Genomic DNA, 19013 nt, shown 5'->3' on the forward strand with positions numbered 1-19013 from the left:
GCCCCGGTGGACCCCGTGCCGCCGCCCGGACGCGAGCACGAGACGGCGGTGCTCGTCTCGGCGCTGGGCGAGGCGTGCGCGGGGCGCGGCAGCGCGGTGCTGGTGGTCGGCGAGGCGGGCATCGGCAAGTCGACGCTGCTCGGGACGCTGCTCGACGCGGCCGAGCGCCGGGGCGTGCCCGCCCTGCTGGGCCGGGCGAGCGCCGACCTCGGGACGCCGGCGTTCTGGCCCTGGCTGCGCCTGCTGGGCAGCCCGCCGGCCCGCGACCGGGGCCTCGATCCCGGCGTGCTCGACCTGGGTGCCGCCGCCGCGGACACCAGCGACGCCCGGGCGCGCTTCCGCGCCGTGGCGGACACCGCCGACGCCCTCGCGGGCGCCGCGGACGGCGGGCTCGTGGTGGCCGTGGAGGACGTGCACGCCGCCGACGAGGCCTCGCTGGGCCTCCTGCACCACCTGACCCGCGAGGTCGTGGCCCCGCGCGGACCCGGCCTGCTGCTGGTGGCCACCAGCCGCGAGCCGGTGCCCGACGGCCTCGAGGCGGCGGGCCCGGCGGTGCTGCGCCCCGGGCGGCTCGGGCGTGATGCGCTGCGCGAGCTGCTGCGCCGCCGCGACGGGCGCGAGCCCGACGAGACCGCCGTCGACACCCTGCTGCGGGTCAGCGCCGGGCACCCGCTGCACCTGCGCGAGCTCCTGCGCGCCCCCGAGGTGCACGCGGAGGCGGTCGCGCCCCTGGTGCGTCGCCGCGTCGCCGCGCTCTCCCCCGCCGCCCGCGACCTGGTCGCCACCGCCGCCGTCGCCGGCGACGACGTGGAGCTCGACCTCCTGGACGGGCACGACCCCGCCGCCCTCGCGGAGGTGCTCGCGGCGGGACTGCTCGGCGAGGACCCCCGGGACGCGGGCCGGGTGCGGTGGTCCCACGCGCTGGTGCGCGCCGCCTGCCGCGACGGGCTCCCGACCGCGCGGCGCCGCGCCGAGCACCGCCGGCTCGCCGACGCCCTGCCGTCCGCCCGGGCGGGCGAGGTGGCGGGGCACCGGCTCGCGGCCGCCGACTCCCCCGCGGGGCGGGCCGGGGCGGCGACGGCGTGCCGCGCGGCGGCGCAGGACGCGACCGCCCGGCGGGCGCCCGACGACGCCGCCGCCTGGTACCGGCGGGCCCTGGATCTCACCGACGACCGGGTCGCGCGGGCCGAGGTGCGGCTGGCGCTGGCCCGGGCCCTTGTCCGGGCCGACCGCACCGCCGACGCCCTCGACGAGGCCGGCGCGGTGCTCGACGCCGCCGAGCGGGAGGGGCGCGCCGACCTCGCCGCGGCGGCCGCCGTCGTGGTGCGCGGGGTCGGGCCGGACCTGGTCGCCGGGACGGTCGAGGGTCTCGTCGAGCGGGCCGCCGCGCTGCTCGCCGGGGAGGACTCGGCGCGGCGGGCCCGGGTCCTGGCCCAGGAGGCGATGATCGCCGGCGTGCGCGGGCGGCGGGACGAGGCGATCGAGCTGTCGGCCGGGGCGCTGGCGATGGCCGACCGGCACGCCGACGAGGCCGAGGGCGTCGACGCGGTGCTGCACGCGCTGCACGCCCGCTACGAGCTGAGCGGGGGCCCGGAGCACGTCGCGGAACGGCTCGCCGTCGGACGCCGCACCATCGCCCTGGGCAGCACCACGCGGCATCCCGAGGCCCTGGTGTGGGGCCACGTCTGGCGCATCGAGGACGCCTTCGAGCTCGGGTCGCCCGACGTGGTCGACGCGGGCATCGAGGCCCTCGCCGGCGTGGCCGACCAGCTCGGGGGCACCCTCGCCCGCTGGCACGAGCTGCGGGCGCGCGCCGCCCGCGCCCACCTCGTCGGCCGGTACGACGACGCGTTCGCCCTGGCCGGCCGCTTCCGCGAGCTCGGGCGCCGCAGCCAGGACCCGACGGCCGAGGCGATGTACCAGGCGTTCGTGACCCTGCTCCACCGCGACCTCGGCACCCTCGCGGCGTGGACCCCCGACGAGGGAGCCATGGTGCGGACCCGGCGCCTCCCGGTCTTCTGGGCCACCGCAGGCGTCGCGTTCCTCGACCGCGGCGACGAGGACCTGGCGCGCACGCTCTACGACGAGCTGCGCCCGCACCTGTTCGCCGTGCCGCACACGAACCGGTGGCGGCCCGTCCTCTGCTGCGGCAGCGAGCTGGCCGTCGCGTTCGGCGACACCGAGGTGGTGCGGGCGACCCTCACCCAGCTCCTGCCCCACACCGCGCTGCGCACCGACAGCAGCACGGGCTGCCCCGGGCCGGTCGCCCGCTTCGCCGCGTCCGCCGCCCGCCGGCTCGACGAGCACGACGAGGCCGTCCGGCTCGCCGACCAGGCCGTGACGTCGGACCGGCGCCTCGGGGCGATGCCCGGGCTCGCGCACTCGGGCCTGGAGCTGGGCCGGGCGCTCGCCGCGCGGGGCGCCGCGGCCGACCGGGACCGCGCCCGGCGGGTCCTCGAGGAGGCCCGCACGGTGGCCCGGCGCCTCGGGATGCGCCCGGCGCACGACGGCGCGGCGTCGCTGCTCGCCGAGCTCACCGGGCTCGGGCCGGGGGCGGCGTCCCTGACGGCCCGCGAGCGCGAGACCGTCGCCCTCGTCGTCACCGGACTGGCCAACCGCGAGGTCGCCGCCCGGCTCGTCGTCAGCGAGCGCACCGTCGAGAGCCACGTCCGCAACGCGCTGGCCAAGCTCGGGCTGCACAACCGCACGCAGCTCGCGGCGTGGGCGGCCGACGGCCTCGGCTGAGGGGTCTGCGTACCGCATCTCCGTACCAGCACGGAGGCCGCGCCCCGGCGCCCACCACGACCCTCGGTGGACACCCACCGACCCACCCGAGAGGACGTGGACGCCGTGTTCGCCCGACTCCAGACCGTCAAGTCCCTGCCGCCCGCCGACGACCCCGACACCCTCCGCCGCGAGCTCACCGACATCCTGCGCCGCCACGCCGGCTACAGCGGGGCCTACTTCATGGTCTCCGGGCCGACCGCGATGCGGGCCCTGGTGACCCTGTGGGCCACCGAGGAGGACGCCCGCGCCGCCTCGGACCGCACCCGCGCCGCCTACGACGGCACGCCGCCGCCGGTCACCATCGACGAGGACACCGTCTACGAGGTCGTCGAGGACGAGCCCGGACCCGACGCCGCCGCCGACGCGACGGTGGCCGCTGTCGCGGCGTTCGACGGGCCCTTCAGCGACGCCGGGCGCGCCGCCATGGACCGCATCCACCGCGGGCACGTCATCCCCGTGCTCCGGACGCTGCCCGGCACCGTCCGGCTGCTCTTCCTGTGGGACCGCCTCTCGCGGTCGATCCGCGGGCTGCACCTGGCGACCGACACGACCCCGTTCGACGCGGCGCGCGAGGCCGTCGAGGCGACCGACCCGGCCGCGGGCGAGGACCCCGCCCTGGTCTCCCCGCCCGACCGCGTGGATCGCTGGGACATCGACGGGGCCGATGTGCCGCAGGCGCTCACGGATGCATCCGCGCGCCCTTGACGATCTTGTCGACGGCGTTCCGGGCCCGTGCACGGCGATCCCGACGAGGTCGAGGTCCTCGCGGGCCACCTTCGCGACCGCGGCGCGGTTGTCGGCGTCGTTGCCGGTCGCGAAGAGGTCCGCGGTGAAGATCGCCGGGCGCAGGCCCCGGCCCAGCGCGCGGGTGTGCGCCGCGCGCAGCACGTCGGCGCCGGCGAAAGACCATCACCGGCTGCCCGAGCATCGCGAGGTAGGCGGTGCCGTCGGCGTCGGCGTAGGGCTCGCCGACCAGCTCGGGGGTGGCCGCGGTGATGCCGCTGGTGAGGAACGCGGTGACGTTGAGGGCCCGCCAGCCCTCGAGGTCGTCACGCAGCACGACGGCGATCTTGGTGTCGAATCCGCTGCTCATGGCGCCCACGATCACCCGGCGCGGTTGCACACCCACGACGCCTGGACGCTGCTGATCGTCGACGACGGCGCCGTGCGCTACGACCTCGACCGCCACGAGCACGGCGCGCTCCCGGCGTCGGTGACGCTGCTGCCGCCCCACGTCGCCCATGACGGGCGTTCCGCGCGGCCGGGCGGGTTCCGACAGACGAGCACGCCGATAGGGCGTCGTGTACCTCGACGACAGCGCGCTGGCCCCGTCGCTGGTCGGGCGCGCGGTCGACCGGCCGGCGTTCGACGACCCCGTCCTGCGCCGGCGCGTCGACCAGCTGCACCGCGTCCTGGGCCACCCCGGCGAGGAGCTGGCGGCGCAGAGCAGGCTCGCGTTCATCACCGAGCGGCTCGCCGGGCACCTCGGCGCCCGGTGCGACCGGCGGACCCGCGACCCGGGGTTGGCGCACCGCCTGCGCGACCTGCTCGACGCGCGGGTCACCGGGGCCTGGGGCTCGACGAGGCCGGGCGGCTGCTGCACGCCCACCCCACGCACCTCGTGCGCGCGTTCCGCGCCGAGTTCGGGCTCCCGCCGCACCGCTACCTCACCGGGCGGCGCGTGGACCTCGCCCGGCACCTCGTCCTCGAGGGGATGGCGCCCGCGGCCGTGGCGACGGCGGCGGGGTTCCACGACCAGGCGCACCTCACGCGGCACTTCCGCCGCGTGACCGGGACGACGCCGGGGCGGTTCGTGGCCCGCCCCGGCTGAGGTCGACCGTCAGTTCTGGCGCGGCGCCTGCTGCTGCGTCGGCTGCTGCTGGGGCGCGGCGGGCTGGGCCGGCTGCACCTGCGGCTGGGCCTGCTGACCGGCCGGGACCTGGCCCTGACCCTGGCCCATCGAGGCGCGGATCTGGTCGAGCCGGCTCTTGCCCGCGTAGTCGCGCGAGGCGGCCTCGACCTCGAGCATGCGGCCCTGCACGCTGTTCTGCGCGAGTTCGGCCTGCCCGAGGGCCGTGGAGTACCGGCGCTCGATCTTGTCGCGCACCTCGTCGAGCGAGGGCGTGTTGCCCGGCGCCGCGACCTCGCTCATGGAGCGCAGCGACGCGGAGACCTGCTCCTGCATCTTGGCCTGCTCGAGCTGGCTGAGGAGCTTGGTGCGCTCGGCGATCTTGGTCTGCAGCGTCTGGGCGTTGCGCTCCACGGCCTGCTTGGCCTGCTGGGCGGCGCCGATCGACTGGTCGTGCAGCGTCTTGAGGTCCTCGACGTTCTGCTCGGCCGTGACGAGCTGCGAGGCGAACTGCTCGGCGCTCTGCTCGTAGCGCTGCGCGCCCTCCTCGTCGCCCTTGGCGCGGGCGTCGTCGGCCATGACCAGCGCCTGGCGCGCGGAGGCCTGCAGCTTCTCGATGTCGGCGAGCTGGCGGTTCAGCTTCATCTCCAGCTGGCGCTGGTTGCCGATCACCGACGCGGCCTGCTGCGACAGCGCCTGGTGCTGACGCTGCGCGTCCTCGATGGCCTGCTGGATCTGGACCTTCGGGTCCGCGTGCTCATCGATCTTCGAAGAGAACGCGGCCAGGAAGTACCGCCAGGCCTTGACGAAGGGGTTGGCCATCTGCTCCCGCCCAACTCGTGACGTCGATCCGGCTCAGGCGGGCGACATCCGCGCCTGGTCTCACGACCATCGTCTCACCTCCCTGCGGAGGCTTCCACCGACCCGCCGGTCCCGACGATCACGCCGGAGGCGACCTTCACCCGGCGCTCACACCGATCACGCGGCGACGCACACCACCGTCGCCGCGCGGGGCCCGCCGACGCCGCCGACCAGCCCCACGAGACGCACCGTCGTCGCCCCCTCGACCGGCGCCACGACCTCCTCGCCGTCGTCGCGGACCGGGGCGCCCTCGGGCTCGGGCAGCGCCACGGTGCGCGGCGCGGCCGGCTCCTCGGGCTCGGGCGGCGCCACGGTGCGCGGCGCGGCCGGCTCCTCGGGCTCGGGCGGCGCCGGGATGCGCGCGGACATGCTGGCCGCGGCCCCGTCGCCGGCGTCCGGCTCGAACGCCTCCTCGACCGCGGAGCGCAGCTCGTCGTCGACGCCGCCGTCGACGTCGCCGAACCCGCCGCGACCGCCGGCCCCGGCAGCGACCGGCACCCGGCGCGGCGTCGGGCGCACCACGTCGGCGACCTCGTCGAGCAGCTCGGACAGCGGCAGGTCCAGGGCCTCGCAGATGGCCGCGAGCAGCTCGCTCGACGGCTCCTTGCGACCCCGTTCGATCTCCGAGAGGTATCCGAGGCTGACCCGCGCCTCCCGCGAGACGTCCCGCAGCGTGCGGCGCCGCTCGGTCCGGGCCCGCCGGATGGTCCCGCCGATGGCCTCGCGCAACAGCAGCGACATGCCACACCTCCCAGCACCGGTCGTGGGTGTCCCCGTGGCAGCGCCCTCCAGGAGTCCTGACCGGGCGTCGACGACCGTGTCCGTCCACCGTACCGAGATCGCCGGGACGGGAACGGTGACGCGGGCCCGGGGCTGTTCGTCCTGAGCGAACAGGCTCAGGCGGTGCGCGCGCGGGCCCGCAGGCGCAGGGCGCGGATCAGGTAGTCGACACCGGTGACGACCGTGACCACGACCGCGGCCACCATGAGCACGGCGACCGCGGGCGTCACCACCGGTGGCAGCGGCATGATCGCCAGCCCGAGGGCGAGGGTCTGCAGCACCGTTTTGATCTTGCCGCCGCGGCTGGCCGGGATCACGCCGTGGCGCAGCACCCAGAACCGCAGCAGCGTCACCCCCAGCTCGCGGGCCGCGATCGTGATGGTCACCCACCACGCCAGCTCGCCCAGCATCGAGAGCCCGACGAGCGCGGCGCCGGTGAGCGCCTTGTCGGCGATGGGGTCGGCGATCTTGCCGAAGTCGGTGACGAGCCCCCAGCGACGCGCGAGGTCGCCGTCGAAGGTGTCGGTGAGCGAGGCGACGGCGAACACGGCGAAGGCGGCCCACCGCCAGGGCGTGCTCTGCCCGTCGTCGACGAACAGCACGACGAGGAAGACCGGCACCAGCACGAGCCGCACCACGGTCAGCGCGTTCGCGATGTTGACCAGCGGCACCGGGGCCGGCGTGACGACCCCGGCGGTGGAGGCGGTGGACGCGGTGGAGGGGGTCGACCGCTCGCCGGACCCGCGGGTCGTCACCGGGCCCCCGCCCCGACGGGAGCGGCCCCGACCGAGCCGTCGGCGCCCACGACACCCAGCGCCTCGACGACCAGGTCGATGCCCTCGGCGTCGATCACCCGGCCCGTCACCACGACGCCGGGCGCGAGCGCGTCCAGCACGTCCTCGTCACCGGCGAGCCGGCACTCGCCGTCGACGTCGGGTCCCTGGTGGGCGGCGCGGCCGATCCAGGCGTCCTCGTCGTCCTCCCACCGCTCGACGAGCACCTCGACCGACGTGCCCACGCGGCGGGCGGCCCGGTCCTCGGCGACGTGCTCGGCGAGGCTCGTGATCCGCTCGACGCGGGCCGCGATCTCTCCCGCGTCGACCTTGCCCGGCAGGCCGAGGGCCTCGGTGCCGTCCTCGTCGGAGTAGCCGAACACCCCGACCGCGTCCAGCTCGGCCTCGGCGAGGAACGCCTCGAGCTCGGCGAGCTCCTCCTCGGTCTCGCCGGGGAAGCCGACGATGACGTTGGAGCGGATGCCCGCCTCGGGGTCGAGCGCGCGGATCTCGCGGCAGAGCGCGAGGAACGTCTCGCGGGAGCCGAAGCGCCGCATCCGGCGCAGGACCGTCGCGCTCGCGTGCTGGAACGAGAGGTCGTAGTACGAGGCGACGCGGGGCGTCTCGGCGATCGCGCGCAGCAGCGGCGGCCGCACCTCGGCGGGCTGGAGGTACGAGACGCGCACCCGGCGCATCCCCGGCACGGCGGCCAGCTCGCCGAGGAGGCGCTCGAGGGCCCCGCCCGCCGCGCCGCGCGCGTCGATGTCCTTGCCGTAGGAGGTGGAGTTCTCGCTGACCAGCAGCACCTCGGCCACGCCGTGGTCGGCGAGCCACGCGGCCTCGGCGACGACGTCGCCCGGGTCGCGCGAGACGAAGGCGCCGCGGAACGACGGGATGGCGCAGAAGGTGCAGCGCCGGTCGCACCCCGAGGCCAGCTTCAGGGGCGCCACCGGGGCGTCGTCCAGGCGCCGGCGCGGCACCGTCGGCACCCACGCGTGGCCGGGGATGCTCGTGTCGCGCACCGCCTCGGGCCGCTTCACCGGGCTGATCGGCAGCAGCGCGCGCCGGTCGGTGGGCGTGTGGGAGGCGAGCGGGCGCCCGGCGAGGACGTCGTCGAGGCGGGCGGGCAGGTCGCCGTAGTGGTCGAAGCCGAGCACCGCGGCCGCCTCGGGCATCGCCTCGGCGAGCTCGGCGCCGTACCGCTCGGCCATGCAGCCGACCGCGACGACCTTCGCGTCACCGCCGCCGGCGGCCAGCACGGCGTCGACCGAGTCCTTCTTGGCCTGCTCGACGAAGGTGCAGGTGTTGACGACGACGACGTCCGGGCCGGCACCGTCGGCGCCCTCGTCCTCCGAGGTCCCGACGTCCCAGCCCTCGGCGGTGAGCCGGCCCGCGAGTTCCTCGGAATCGACGTCGTTGCGGGCGCACCCGAGGGTCACCAGCGCCACACGGGGGCGCTCTGGGCTACGGGGGGAGCGCTCGACCACCTCCTCAGCCTATCGGCCCGGGGGCTGGCCTACCCTCCGCTGGTGGTGAGCAGCGGGTGACCGAGATCGTCGACGGCACCGCCGACCGGGCCGCCCCCGTCCTCCTGCGGCGCGCCCGCACGGCCGACGTGCGCGGCATCAAGACGCTGGTCGACTCGTTCGCCGACGACAACATCCTGCTGCGCAAGCCGCTGGTGACCCTCTACGAGACGGTCCAGGAGTTCCGCGTGGCGGTCCGCGGCCGCCACGTCGTGGGCTGCGGGGCGCTGCACGTGCTGTGGGAGGACCTCGCCGAGATCCGCACCATCGCCGTCGACCCGAGCATGCAGGGCGCGGGCATCGGCCACGGCCTCGTGCACGAGCTGCTGGCGCAGGCGCGGGCGCTGGGCCTGCGCAGCGTGTTCGTGCTCACCTTCGAGGTGGCGTTCTTCGAGCAGCACGGCTTCCGGGAGATCGAGGGCTCGCCGGTGAGCCCCGACGTCTACGCCGAGATGATGCAGTCGGCCGACGAGGGCGTCGCCGAGTTCCTCGACCTCGCGTACGTGAAGCCGAACACGCTGGGCAACAGCCGGATGCTCCTCGAGCTCTAAGCGCTCCGGGCCTCGACGAGCAGACCCACCTCCCGGCGCGGGAGGTGGGCCGCGACCCGCCAGCCCTCGCCGCTCGGGCCGGCCTCGACGGTCCCGCCCACGAGGGCGGCGCGCTCGTGCATGCCGACGACGCCCAGCCCGGAGCCCTCCCGCTCGGCGGGGTGACCCGGGCGCACGCCCTCGTCGACGACCTCGACCGCGACCGCGTCGGGCTCGTGGCGCACGGTGACCCGGGTGGGGGCGGGCCCGGCGTGGCGCAGGGCGTTGGTGAGGGCCTCGGTGACGATCCGCGCGGCGATCACGTCGGTCTCGGGGCGGTCGGCGGGGGCGGCCCCGACGACCTCGACGACGACCGGCAGCCCGGCGTCGCGCACCGGCGCCGCGAGCGCCTCGACCGCCGCAGCGTCGAGCTCGAGGTGCTCGGCCGCGTCCCCGGACGGCACCCCGGGGGCGAGGCCCTCGAGCAGGGTCGGCAGCGCGGCGGCGATCCGCTCGCCGGCCTCGCCGATCGTCGCGAGGGTCGCGGGCTCCGGGGCGACGCGGGCGGCGTGCACCGTGACCACCAGCGCGGACAGCTCGTGGGCCAGGACGTCGTGCAGCTCGCGGGCCAGGCCGAGCCGCTGGGCGGTCACCGCGCGCGCCGCGGCGGCGCCCGCCCGGGTGTCGGCGCGCTGCGCGGCCGCCTGCGCCGACCGGCGCTGCAGCACCCCGAGGCCCCAGATCGCCGGGACGATCACGTACGACAGCGTCACGGCCGCGCGGCTGGGGGCGAGCGCGTCGGGCAGGCCGAGCGTCAGCGTCGTCGCGAGCGGGCGATGGTCGGGGCGGAACGTCGCCGGGAGCGGCACGGCCGTCCGGTCCACGTCGGGCGGATCCTCACCGAGCTCGACCTGCGCGACCGCGTGCAGGCCGTCGTGCTGGCCTACGAGACGGGCGTGGTCACCGCGCGGCTCGACCGCTGAGCCCTCACGATCGCCGGGGCGAACGCGGCGACACCGGCGGTCAGGACCCCGAGCGCGAGGATCGCCGCGGACAGGCCGCCGAGCGGGCCCGCGGCGGCGAGGAGCACGAGCGGGCAGAAGAACTGGCCGATGAACATCGCGGCGGTCCAGAAGCCGGTCCCGCGGCCGCGCTCGGCGAAGCCGAGCCCGGAGAGCGCCCAGGTCAGCAGCGTGGGCAGGAGCAGGCCGGTGCCGGCGCTGGCGATCACCGCGCCGACCGCGATCACGGGCACCGCCGACGACACCCCGACGACGACCAGGCCCGCCGCGGCGAGCGCGAGGGCCACCGGGAGCAGCACGCGGGGGCCGCGGCCGGCGACCCGGGAGAAGGTGAACCCGCCGGCCGCCGTGGCGAGCGACGCCACCGCGCTGACCAGGCCGATCGTCGCGGTGGACGTGACCCCGACCGAGGCGAGCACCAGCGAGAGCTCGGCGATCGGGGTGTAGAAGACGACGCCGCCGAAGAGGGTGACCAGGCAGGGCACGGCGATCAGGCGCCACGGCACCGGCGGCAGCGACGCCGCAGGGGTGCGCCCGGTCGAGCGGACGAACACCGCGACCAGCAGGGCGATCACGAGGCTCGACAGGTACAGCCAGAACGGCGCCCGCCAGCTCACGGCCCCGAGCGCCCCGCCGAGACCGAAGAACACGGTGGCCGCGAGCGTCGTCGCGATCGTCTGGCGGCCGAACCAGCGGTCGCGGGCCGTGCCGTCGAAGAGGTCGGCGAGCAGGGTGGTGCAGGCGGTCATGATCGCGGCCTCGCAGACGCCGACCCCGACGCGGCTGGCGACGATCGCCCCGAGCGTGTCGAGGTAGAGCGGGGCCGTGCCGAACAGCGCGTAGACGAGCAGGGCGACGACGAGCACCCGCTTGCGCCCGGCCGCGTCGACCAGCCGACCGGCCACCGGGGCGAGCAGCCCGATCACCAGGGCGGGCGCGGTGAGCACGATCGGGACCAGGACGTCGACCCCCGCCGTGCCTGCGAAGGCGTCCATCAACCGCGGCAGCACCGGGGCGAGGAGCACCGACCCGAGGATCGGCAGGCAGCTCCCGGCCAGCAGGATCACGCCCTGCCCGGTGGCCCGCCGTGGTCGGGCCTCGGTGCCCTGGTCGTCCTGGCCGATCACCGTCACGTCCGTCCTCCGCCCTCGTCCTCGGGCGCCGTGAGCGGCACCACAGGTGCGGCGAAGTCTCGGGGCGGGCGGACGGTGATCGGAAATCACTCCGGTTGGGGGCCGCCATCCGTCGCGCTGATGGCCGGCAGCGCATCCGTGACCTCGGCGATCAGACGCCGGAGCCACCGGTGTGCCGGGTCGGTGTCGTACATCGGGTGCCACCACAGGGCCTCGAGCAGCGGCCCCACCTCGAACGGCGGGGCGAGCACGCGCACCCCGTCGCCCGGCCCGAGACGGTCGGCCAGGCGGGCCTGCACGAGGGCCACGCGCTCGGTGCCCGCCACGAGCCCGGGCACCGGCAGGAACGACTCGACGACGACCTGCGCGCGCGGCTCGATGCCCAGCGTGCGCAGCTGGAGCGCGGCCGGGGTGAAGGCCGTCGGCCGGTGGTAGATCATCACCCACGGCAGGGCGGCGAGGTCGTCGAGCGTGGCCCGCTCCCCGACCCGCGGGTTGTCGACCGACGCGAGCAGGACCCAGCGGTCGGCGTAGAGGTCCAGGTAGGGCAGGTCGTCGACGAACCCGTGCGGCATGACCAGCCCGTCGACCCCACGCAGGCGGGCCGCGCCGCCGACGACGTCGTCGGGGCTGTGCGGGCGCAGCGAGAGCCGGGCGCAGGGCGCCTGCTCCGCCAGCGCCGCCGCGAGCGGGACGCCGAGCACGGTGGTCGCGTAGTCGGAGACCAGCAGCGTGAACTCGCGGGTCGTCGAGGCCGGGTCGAAGTCCGGCGCCGCCGAGAACACGCCCTCGATCCCGGCCACCGCCCGCTCGGTGCGCTCCACGAGGCGCAGCGCGAGCGGCGTGAGCTCGTAGCGGTTGCCGACGCGCACGAGCAGGTCGTCGCGGTAGTGGCGACGCAGCCGGGCGAGCGCGGCGCTGACCGCGGGCTGGGAGAGGCCCAGGGCCGCCGCCGCCCGCGTCACGTTGCGCTCGGTGAGCAGGGCGCGCAGCGAGAGCAGCAGGTTGAGGTCGAGGTTGGCCAGCCGCAGCGGCGGCGGGGCTCCCTCGTCCATCCCGTATCCCTACCGCACTCCCTCCCCCGATCCCCACCGCAGCGCGCCGTCCAGCGCCCGCATCAGCGCCCCGACCCGTCCGCGACCCCCGGGTGCCGGCGGGTAGCGGCGCAGCACGGCCACCACCGCGGGCGTCGCGAGCGCGGCGCACCGGGCCAGGTGGTCGTCGTCGCCGGTCAGCTCGAGCGCCCGCGCGGCGTGGGCGGCCGCGGCGAGGACGTGCCCGACCTGGGTGGCGGTCGCGAGCGGGTGGAGGAACGCGGCCCCGGCGGCGTGCCCGGCGGCCCTCGCGGCCTCGCTCCCCGCCGGGTGCCCGGCGTCCCGGTCCTCCTGCGCCGCCCGGTGCGCGTCCCACGCGGCGTCGCGCAGCGCCTTGGTGCGCGGCGCCCCGTCGGCGAAGGCCTGCGCGGTGTCGACCGCGACCCGCGGGCGGGGGTCGTCGCCGACCAGGCTCAGCGCCGGGCGGGCGCAGGCCGCGGCGAACCCGGCGACCGCGCGGATCTCGTCGAGGGAGAGGTCGATGCGGTCGGGTGCCGGCACGGGCCCATTGTCCCGGCATCGACGCCGGCGATGGCCGCCATCAGCGGTTCGCGGTTCCGGGGGCGAGCGGGCGCCCCGCATCGTGGTCGGGACCGCACCGAGGCGTCACGGAGGATGCATGATCAGGCTGGGGACCTTCTCGAGGCCCGGGGAGGACCGACCGTTCCCGGGGCTCGTCACCGGGGACGGGAGCGTCGTCGACCTGTCCGACCTCGCCGCGAGCACCCGCGGCCTGCTCGCCGACTGGGACCGCGTGCTCCCCCGGCTCGACGACCGCACGGGCGGCGAGCCGCTGGCGGGGCTGCGGGTCCACGCCCCCGTCGAGCCCGGCCAGGTCCTGCAGTCCGGGGCGAACTACCGCACCCACGTGATCGACCTGGCGGCCGCCCACCACGCCGAGCGCGGCACGCGCCCGGATGTCGAGATCCGCGCCGAGGTCGCGGCGCTGATGGACCGGCGGGCCGCGGAGGGCACGCCGTACCTGTTCGTCGGGCTGCCCTCGGCGGTCACGGGCCCCGAGGACGACGTCGTCATCCCGGCGTGGACGCAGCAGTTCGACTGGGAGCTCGAGCTGGCCGCGGTGATCGGCCGCGAGGCGTTCCGGGTCGACCGGGCCCGTGCTCTCGAGCACGTCGCCGCCTACACGATCGCGAACGACCTCACCGCCCGCGACCACGTCTTCCGCCGCGACATGCCCGAGATCGGCACCGACTGGTTCCGCGCCAAGAACGGTCCCGGGTTCACCCCGCTCGGCCCGTGGCTGGTCCCCGCCCGCGACGTCGACGCGTCCGACCTGCGCATCCACCTCGCGCTCAACGGCGAGGTGATGCAGGACGAGACGACGAAGGACATGCTCTTCGACGTCGCCGCCCTCGTCGCCGCCGCCTCGGAGATCACCCCGCTGCACCCCGGCGACCTCGTGCTCACCGGCAGCCCCGCCGGCAACGGCATGGCCCGCGGCCGGCTGCTGCGCGACGGCGACGTGATGGTCGGGTCCGTGACGGGGCTGGGCACGCAGACCACCCGCGTGGTGGCCGAGCGATGACCGACACCCCGACGACCACCGACCGGGCCGCCGTCGTCGCCGCCGGGTACGACCCGGCGAAGCCCGAGGAGGCCGTCGCGGCCGCCGTCGCCCGCGTCTCGCGCTGGGGTCGCTGGGGTGCCGACGACGTCCTGGGCTCGCTGAACCTGCTCACCCCGGCCAAGCGGATCGAGGGCGCGGCCTGCGTGCGCACCGGCGTCGCGTTCTCGCTCTCGCAGCCCTTCGACGAGGCCGGCCCGCAGCACGGCTGGAAGAAGCGCACCAACCCGGTGCACACCATGCTCGGCACCGGCCACGAGGCCCTCGACGGCGAGTTCCCGCACGGGATCGGCGGCGCCGACGACATCATCGCCATGCCGCTGCAGTGCTCCACCCAGTGGGACGGCCTCGGCCACATCTTCGACCACGGCAAGGCCTGGAACGGCCGGGAGGCCGCCGCGGTGGTGCGCGTCGAGGGCGACCGGCTCACCGGGATCGAGACCGCCGCCGCCCACATCGCCGGGCGTGGCGTGCTGCTCGACGCGGGGCGCGTGCTCGGTGACGAGAAGGGCGAGCTGCCGGACTCGTACCCGATCACCGCCCACGAGCTCGACGAGGTCGCCCGCGCCCACGGCGTCGAGGTGCGGCCCGGCGACATCGTGTGCGTGCGCACCGGCCAGTACGCCCGCACCCGCCGCGAGGGCTGGGGCGGCTACGCCGGCGGGCCCGCGCCGGGCCTGTCGTTCACCACGCTGGACTGGCTGCACGACAGCGACATCGCCGCGATCGCCACCGACACCTGGGGCGTCGAGGTGCGGCCCAACGAGTTCGAGGTCGCCTTCCAGCCGCTGCACCAGGTCGCCATCCCGCACCTGGGCCTGTTCCTCGGCGAGATGTGGGACCTCGACGGTCTCGCCGCCGACTGCGCGGCCGACGGCCGCCACGACTTCTTCCTGACCGCCGCGCCGCTGCGCATCACCGGTGCCGTCGGCTCTCCCGTCAACCCGATCGCGGTGAAGTGATGATCGACAGTGCCCCCGGGCCGGCTCCGCTGCGCTCCGTGTCCTCTGCCCTGGTGGTCGGCGGCGGCGCCGCGGGCACCGCCACCGCGATCCTGCTGGCCCGCGCCGGCGTGACCGTCGAGCTCGTCGAGGCGAGCCCCGAGATCGGGCGCTCCGGCTCCGGCATCACGCTGCAGGGCAACGCCCTGCGGGTCTTCCGCGACCTGGGCGTGCTCGACGACGTCCTCGCCCGCGGGTACGCCTTCGACGAGGTCGGTCTGCGCACCCCCGACGGCGGCGTCCTCGCCGTCATCCCCGACGCCCGCACCGGCGGGGACGACCTGCCGGCCACCGTCGGGATCCCCCGCGGGCAGATGGCCCGCCTGCTCGCCGAGCGCGCCGCCGAGGTCGGGGTGAAGGTCCGAACGGGCACGCGGCTGGAGAGCGTCGGCCCCGACGGCGACGCCGTCTGCTCCGACGGCACCCGCGAGACGTACGACCTGGTGGTCGGCGCCGACGGCCTGAACTCCGTCGTGCGCGCGCAGCTCGGCATCGACACCCGCCCCGAGCCGCTCGGCATGGGCATCTGGCGGGTCTTCACGACGCGACCGGCGAGCATCACCCGCACCGACCTCACCTACGGCGGCGCCGCCTACATCGCGGGCTACTGCCCGACCGGCGACGACTCGATCTACGCGTACCTCGTCGAGGACGCCGCCGACCGCACGGGCCTGTCCGGTGACGAGCAGCTCGCCACCATGCGCGAGCTGGCCGGGCACTACGGCGGCCCCTGGACCGAGATCCGCGAGCGGATGACCGACCCGTCGCGGGTGAACTACACGTGGTTCACCCACCACCTCGTCGACGGGCCGTGGCACCGCGGGCGCGTCGTCCTCGCCGGCGACGCCGCCCACTCCTGCCCGCCCACCCTCGCCCAGGGCGCCGCGATGGCCCTCGAGGACGCGTCCGTCCTGGTGGAGGAGCTGCGGGGCACCGACGACCTCGACGCCGCGCTCACCGCCTACGAGACCCGCCGCCGGGAGCGGGCCGGCGCCGTCGTCGCCGGCTCGGTGCAGCTCGCGCGCTGGCTGCTCGACCACGAGCCCCCGCCGCAGGCCGGCGGCGCCGCCGACGTCCCCGGGCTGATGGCCCGCACCGCCGCGCTGCTCGCGCAGCGACCCTGACAGGAGGACGACATGGATCGCCTGATCACCCACCTCCGCCACGTCGACCTCGGCGTGCCCGACTTCGACGCCCAGCTCGCCTTCTACCGCGACCTCTGGAAGCTCTCCCCCGAGACCCTCGACACGGGGATCGCCTTCCTCGCGGCGGAGGGCTCGCCCGAGCAGTACCAGGTGCGGCTGCGGGCCGACGCCGAGAAGCGCGTCGACCTCATCGCGTTCGGCGCCGCGTCCCCCGCCGACGTGGACGCGCTCGCCGAGAAGCTGGGCCGCGAGGGCGTGACGCTGGTCAGCACGCCCGACAAGCTGGCGACCCCCGGTGGCGGCTACGGCTTCCGCTTCTTCGACCTCGAGGGCCGCACGATCGAGGTCTCCGCCGACGTCGCGACCCGCGCGCACCGGAAGGTGGAGGAGGGCGAGTCGGTCCCGGTCAAGCTCTCCCACGTCGTCATCAACTCGCCGCAGCCCGAGGCGCTGGTCGCCTGGTACGACCGCCACCTCGACTTCACGCTCTCCGACACCCTCTTCTCGCCGCACATGGGCGAGATGATGTGGTTCCTGCGCTGCAACCCCCAGCACCACTCGCTGGCGATCGCGCGGTGCCCGCACGTGTCGCTGCACCACGCGTCGTTCGAGCTGCGCGGCATCGACGAGTACATGCGCGGCACCGGGCGGCTGCTGCGCGCCGGGGTCGAGAAGGTGTGGGGCCCGGGCCGGCACCTGGCCGGGAACAACACGTTCTCGTACTTCCTCGACCCCCAGGGCAACACCGTCGAGTACACGACCGAGCTGGAGTGCCTCGACGAGGACACCTGGCACCCGTCGCTGCACGACTTCACCGACCCGATGGTCTCCGACCAGTGGGGCACGGCGAACCCGATGAGCGAGTTCGTCGCCAAGAAGTCGTTCAACGACCCCGACCGCGGCGTCTTCGTCGCTCCCCCGGTCTGATGAAGATCGCGACGGCGCTGGCGGACGGCTCCGCCCGCGTCGGGGTGGTGGTCGGCGACCACATCCACCTGCTCGACGGGCCCGTCACCGTGCTCGACCTGCTGCGCTCGGGCACGCTGCTCGACGCCGGGCGCGACGCGCTGCGCTCCCGGCCCGTCGCGCTGTCGGAGGTGCGCCTGCTCGCCCCGCTCGAGCCGCCCACGGTCCGCGACTTCGTGGCGTTCGAGGAGCACGTGGAGGGGATGCGGGCGGGCGCGGGCGTCCCGGATGCCTGGTACGACGCGCCGACGTTCTACTTCTCCAACCCCTACGCCACGCTCGGGCCCGCCGACGACGTCCCGGTGCCGCCGGGCTGCGCGGTACTGGACTTCGAGCTCGAGGTCGCCGCCGTGATCGGCCGCGTCGGCCGTGACGTCGCCCCCGGCGACGGGTGGGGCCACGTCGCGGGGCTGACGATCCTCAACGACTGGTCCGCCCGCGACGTCCAGTTCCGCGAGATGCAGGTCGGCCTCGGGCCGGCCAAGGGCAAGGACACGGCGACGACGCTGGGCCCGTGGCTCGTGACCGCCGACGAGTTCGCGCCGGACGGCGAGGGGTTCCTCGACCTCGCCCTCACCGCCGCGGTCAACGGCACCGTCGTCGGCGAGGACCTGCTCGCCGACATGGGCTGGCCGTTCGGCGACCTCGTCGCGTACGCCTCGCGCGGCACCGAGGTCCGGCCCGGCGACGTGCTGGGTTCCGGGACCTGCGGGCACGGCGGCTGCCTCGGTGAGCTGTGGGGCCGGGGCGTGTCCCGCGAGGACCGCCCGCCGCTGGTGCCGGGCGACGTGGTGACGCTGGAGGTGGAGGGCATCGGCACGCTGTCGTCGCGGATCGTCCCCGGCGTCGACCCGACCCCGATCCCCGGCGCCCGCCCGCGACCCCGGACCCGTCCCGCCGACCGGGAGCCCGCATGAGCACCCTGCCCACCGTCGACGTCCACTCCCACGTCCTCGTGCCAGCCGCCGAGGCCCTGGTCGCCGACGAGCCCGCCCTCGCCGACGCCCGCGCCGCCGAGGCCCGGGCCGCCGGCGCGGCGTCGGCACGCGTCAACCGCGAGCAGATCGGCGCCCTCGGACCGGCGCTGACCGACCGCGGCACCCGGCTCGCGGCCATGGACGCCGCGGGGATCGAGGTGCAGCTCGTCAGCCCCCTGCCGATCCACCACACCTGGGCCGGGCGCGACCTCGCCGCCCGGTACGCCGCGACCGTCAACGACGGCGTGCTCGCGCACTGCGCGGGCGCTCCCGAGCGCCTGGTCGGGCTCGGGACGGCGCCGCTGCAGCACCCGGACCTCGCGGTGGACGTGCTCCGGGCGGCCCTGGCCGCGGGACTGCGCGGGGTGGAGATCGGGACGTTCGTGACCGGGCCCGACGGGGTGCGCCGGGAGCTCGACGACCCCGCGCTGGGCGGGTTCTGGGCGGCGGCGGCCGAGCTCGAGGCGGTCGTCTTCGTCCATCCCTGGGGCTGCACGCTCGGCGAGCGCCTCGACGTCGGCTACCTGTCCAACAGTGTCGGCAACCCGGTCGAGACGACCGTCGCGCTCTCCCGGCTCGTGGCGTCGAACGCGCTGCCCGACGGGGTCCGGGTCCTCGCGGCCCACGGCGGGGGCTTCTTCCCGCAGGGCACCGCGCGCCAGGACCACGCCTGGCACGCCCGCCCCGGCGACCGCGCGGCCGCCGCCCCGCCGAGCGGGGCCCTGCGCCGGCTGTGGTTCGACGCGCTCGTCCACACCCCCGAGGCGCTGCGCCACCTCGTCGCCGTCGCGGGCGCCGACCGCGTCGCGCTCGGCACCGACTTCCCGTTCGACATGGGCGTCACCGACCCGCTCGACCGCCTCGCCGCGGCGGGGCTGTCCCCCGCCGACGCCGAGCAGGTCCGCGCCCGCAGCGCCGCGGCCCTGCTCGCCCCGGCCCGGGAGGCCGCCGTGCCACGCTGAGGGGCCGTCCGGTGTTCACTCC

At 76.3% G+C, this 19013-nt stretch carries 17 protein-coding genes and 3 pseudogenes; 11 read left to right on the forward strand and 9 right to left on the reverse strand.

Features of this window, described 5'->3' with window-relative positions; translation table 11 throughout:
- Positions 1 to 6: 6 nt before the first annotated feature.
- Positions 7 to 2745, forward strand: coding sequence for an ATP-binding protein (locus PHK61_RS10810; RefSeq protein WP_274280981.1), 2739 nt, complete (start codon positions 7 to 9; stop codon positions 2743 to 2745).
- A 105-nt stretch (positions 2746 to 2850) separates the two neighbouring features.
- On the forward strand, positions 2851 to 3492 hold the full coding sequence (locus tag PHK61_RS10815) for a hypothetical protein (RefSeq protein ID WP_274280982.1): 642 nt from the start codon (positions 2851 to 2853) through the stop codon (positions 3490 to 3492).
- A gap of 81 nt (positions 3493 to 3573) precedes the next feature.
- On the opposite strand, the pseudogene PHK61_RS10825 reads toward PHK61_RS10815, so the two are convergent.
- Positions 3574 to 3880: pseudogene (locus PHK61_RS10825) on the reverse strand (DUF2000 family protein); the annotation flags it as partial.
- 24 nt (positions 3881 to 3904) lie between these two features.
- Here PHK61_RS10825 and PHK61_RS10830 point away from each other — a divergent pair.
- The gene (locus tag PHK61_RS10830; RefSeq protein WP_420791380.1) at positions 3905 to 4618 is read left to right on the forward strand and encodes an AraC family transcriptional regulator; all 714 of its coding nucleotides are present in this window, start codon (positions 3905 to 3907) and stop codon (positions 4616 to 4618) included.
- A 9-nt stretch (positions 4619 to 4627) separates the two neighbouring features.
- Here PHK61_RS10830 and PHK61_RS10835 read toward each other — a convergent pair whose 3' ends face one another.
- The 4 genes and pseudogenes from PHK61_RS10835 to rimO all read right to left on the reverse strand — a co-directional run bounded on the left by PHK61_RS10835 (position 4628) and on the right by rimO (position 8498).
- The gene (locus PHK61_RS10835) at positions 4628 to 5458 is read right to left on the reverse strand and encodes a PspA/IM30 family protein (RefSeq protein WP_274280983.1); all 831 of its coding nucleotides are present in this window, start codon (positions 5456 to 5458) and stop codon (positions 4628 to 4630) included.
- A 564-nt stretch (positions 5459 to 6022) separates the two neighbouring features.
- A pseudogene (locus tag PHK61_RS10840) lies at positions 6023 to 6238 on the reverse strand (helix-turn-helix domain-containing protein); the annotation flags it as partial.
- Between the two features lie 155 nt (positions 6239 to 6393).
- Positions 6394 to 7032 carry a CDP-diacylglycerol--glycerol-3-phosphate 3-phosphatidyltransferase gene (gene pgsA / locus PHK61_RS10845; RefSeq protein ID WP_420791381.1) on the reverse strand — a complete coding sequence of 213 codons (639 nt, stop codon included), beginning with the start codon at positions 7030 to 7032 and terminating at the stop codon, positions 6394 to 6396.
- The gene (gene rimO / locus PHK61_RS10850; RefSeq protein ID WP_274280984.1) at positions 7029 to 8498 is read right to left on the reverse strand and encodes a 30S ribosomal protein S12 methylthiotransferase RimO; all 1470 of its coding nucleotides are present in this window, start codon (positions 8496 to 8498) and stop codon (positions 7029 to 7031) included. The genes pgsA and rimO overlap by 4 nt, the downstream gene beginning before the upstream one ends.
- Positions 8499 to 8593: 95 nt before the next feature.
- On the opposite strand from rimO, the gene PHK61_RS10855 reads away from it, so the two are divergent.
- Positions 8594 to 9127, forward strand: coding sequence for an amino-acid N-acetyltransferase (locus tag PHK61_RS10855; RefSeq protein ID WP_274280985.1), 534 nt, complete (start codon positions 8594 to 8596; stop codon positions 9125 to 9127).
- On the opposite strand, the gene PHK61_RS10860 is transcribed toward PHK61_RS10855, so the two are convergent.
- Complete coding sequence (locus PHK61_RS10860) at positions 9124 to 9990, reverse strand: sensor histidine kinase (protein ID WP_274280986.1); 867 nt, start codon at positions 9988 to 9990, stop codon at positions 9124 to 9126. The genes PHK61_RS10855 and PHK61_RS10860 overlap by 4 nt on opposite strands.
- On the opposite strand from PHK61_RS10860, the pseudogene PHK61_RS10865 reads away from it, so the two are divergent.
- Positions 9988 to 10089: pseudogene (locus PHK61_RS10865) on the forward strand (DNA-binding response regulator); the annotation flags it as partial. The gene PHK61_RS10860 and the pseudogene PHK61_RS10865 overlap by 3 nt on opposite strands.
- Here the strand turns inward: PHK61_RS10865 and PHK61_RS10870 are convergent.
- The 3 genes from PHK61_RS10870 to PHK61_RS10880 form a co-directional block, all read right to left on the reverse strand.
- Positions 10050 to 11261, reverse strand: a complete 1212-nt coding sequence (locus PHK61_RS10870) for an MFS transporter (protein WP_274280987.1) — start codon at positions 11259 to 11261, stop codon at positions 10050 to 10052. The pseudogene PHK61_RS10865 and the gene PHK61_RS10870 overlap by 40 nt on opposite strands.
- Before the next feature lie 86 nt (positions 11262 to 11347).
- Complete coding sequence (locus PHK61_RS10875; protein ID WP_274280988.1) at positions 11348 to 12316, reverse strand: LysR family transcriptional regulator; 969 nt, start codon at positions 12314 to 12316, stop codon at positions 11348 to 11350.
- Between the two features lie 9 nt (positions 12317 to 12325).
- Positions 12326 to 12856, reverse strand: a complete 531-nt coding sequence (locus PHK61_RS10880; protein WP_274280989.1) for a putative immunity protein — start codon at positions 12854 to 12856, stop codon at positions 12326 to 12328.
- Between the two features lie 118 nt (positions 12857 to 12974).
- Between PHK61_RS10880 and PHK61_RS10885 the strand changes: the two genes are divergently transcribed.
- Genes PHK61_RS10885 through PHK61_RS10910 form a run of 6 tightly spaced genes read left to right on the forward strand, consistent with a single transcriptional unit; the run spans position 12975 to position 18991 of the window.
- The gene (locus tag PHK61_RS10885; protein WP_274280990.1) at positions 12975 to 13901 is read left to right on the forward strand and encodes a fumarylacetoacetate hydrolase family protein; all 927 of its coding nucleotides are present in this window, start codon (positions 12975 to 12977) and stop codon (positions 13899 to 13901) included.
- Complete coding sequence (locus PHK61_RS10890) at positions 13898 to 14902, forward strand: cyclase family protein (RefSeq protein WP_274280991.1); 1005 nt, start codon at positions 13898 to 13900, stop codon at positions 14900 to 14902. The genes PHK61_RS10885 and PHK61_RS10890 overlap by 4 nt, the downstream gene beginning before the upstream one ends.
- A gap of 38 nt (positions 14903 to 14940) precedes the next feature.
- Entirely contained in the window at positions 14941 to 16065 is a 1125-nt protein-coding gene (locus tag PHK61_RS10895) for an FAD-dependent monooxygenase (protein ID WP_274280992.1), read from the forward strand.
- Positions 16066 to 16077: 12 nt separating this feature from the next.
- A complete protein-coding gene (locus PHK61_RS10900; protein ID WP_274280993.1) occupies positions 16078 to 17013 on the forward strand; it encodes a VOC family protein in 936 nt (311 codons plus the stop codon).
- Positions 17013 to 17969, forward strand: a complete 957-nt coding sequence (locus tag PHK61_RS10905) for a fumarylacetoacetate hydrolase family protein (protein ID WP_274280994.1) — start codon at positions 17013 to 17015, stop codon at positions 17967 to 17969. Before PHK61_RS10900 ends, PHK61_RS10905 begins: the two co-directional genes overlap by 1 nt.
- Positions 17966 to 18991 (forward strand): amidohydrolase family protein, encoded by a 1026-nt coding sequence (locus tag PHK61_RS10910; protein ID WP_274280995.1) that lies wholly within the window; start codon positions 17966 to 17968, stop codon positions 18989 to 18991. The genes PHK61_RS10905 and PHK61_RS10910 overlap by 4 nt, the downstream gene beginning before the upstream one ends.
- The last annotated feature ends 22 nt before the right edge of the window (positions 18992 to 19013 follow it).

Origin of the sequence: Actinomycetospora lutea, from assembly GCF_028737205.1 — a bacterium.
GTDB classification, from domain to species: Bacteria; Actinomycetota; Actinomycetes; order Mycobacteriales; family Pseudonocardiaceae; genus Actinomycetospora; species Actinomycetospora lutea.

Bases quoted from the DNA above. Each gene is read 5' to 3' on its own strand.
- PHK61_RS10905 (WP_274280994.1), top strand. From the start codon at position 17,013: ATGAAGATCGCGACGGCGCTGGCGGACGGCTCCGCCCGCGTCGGGGTG.
- PHK61_RS10910 (WP_274280995.1), top strand. From the start codon at position 17,966: ATGAGCACCCTGCCCACCGTCGACGTCCACTCCCACGTCCTCGTGCCA.
- PHK61_RS10890 (WP_274280991.1), top strand. From the start codon at position 13,898: ATGACCGACACCCCGACGACCACCGACCGGGCCGCCGTCGTCGCCGCC.
- PHK61_RS10885 (WP_274280990.1), top strand. From the start codon at position 12,975: ATGATCAGGCTGGGGACCTTCTCGAGGCCCGGGGAGGACCGACCGTTC.
- PHK61_RS10835 (WP_274280983.1), bottom strand. From the start codon at position 5,458: ATGGCCAACCCCTTCGTCAAGGCCTGGCGGTACTTCCTGGCCGCGTTC.
- PHK61_RS10875 (WP_274280988.1), bottom strand. From the start codon at position 12,316: ATGGACGAGGGAGCCCCGCCGCCGCTGCGGCTGGCCAACCTCGACCTC.
- PHK61_RS10900 (WP_274280993.1), top strand. From the start codon at position 16,078: ATGGATCGCCTGATCACCCACCTCCGCCACGTCGACCTCGGCGTGCCC.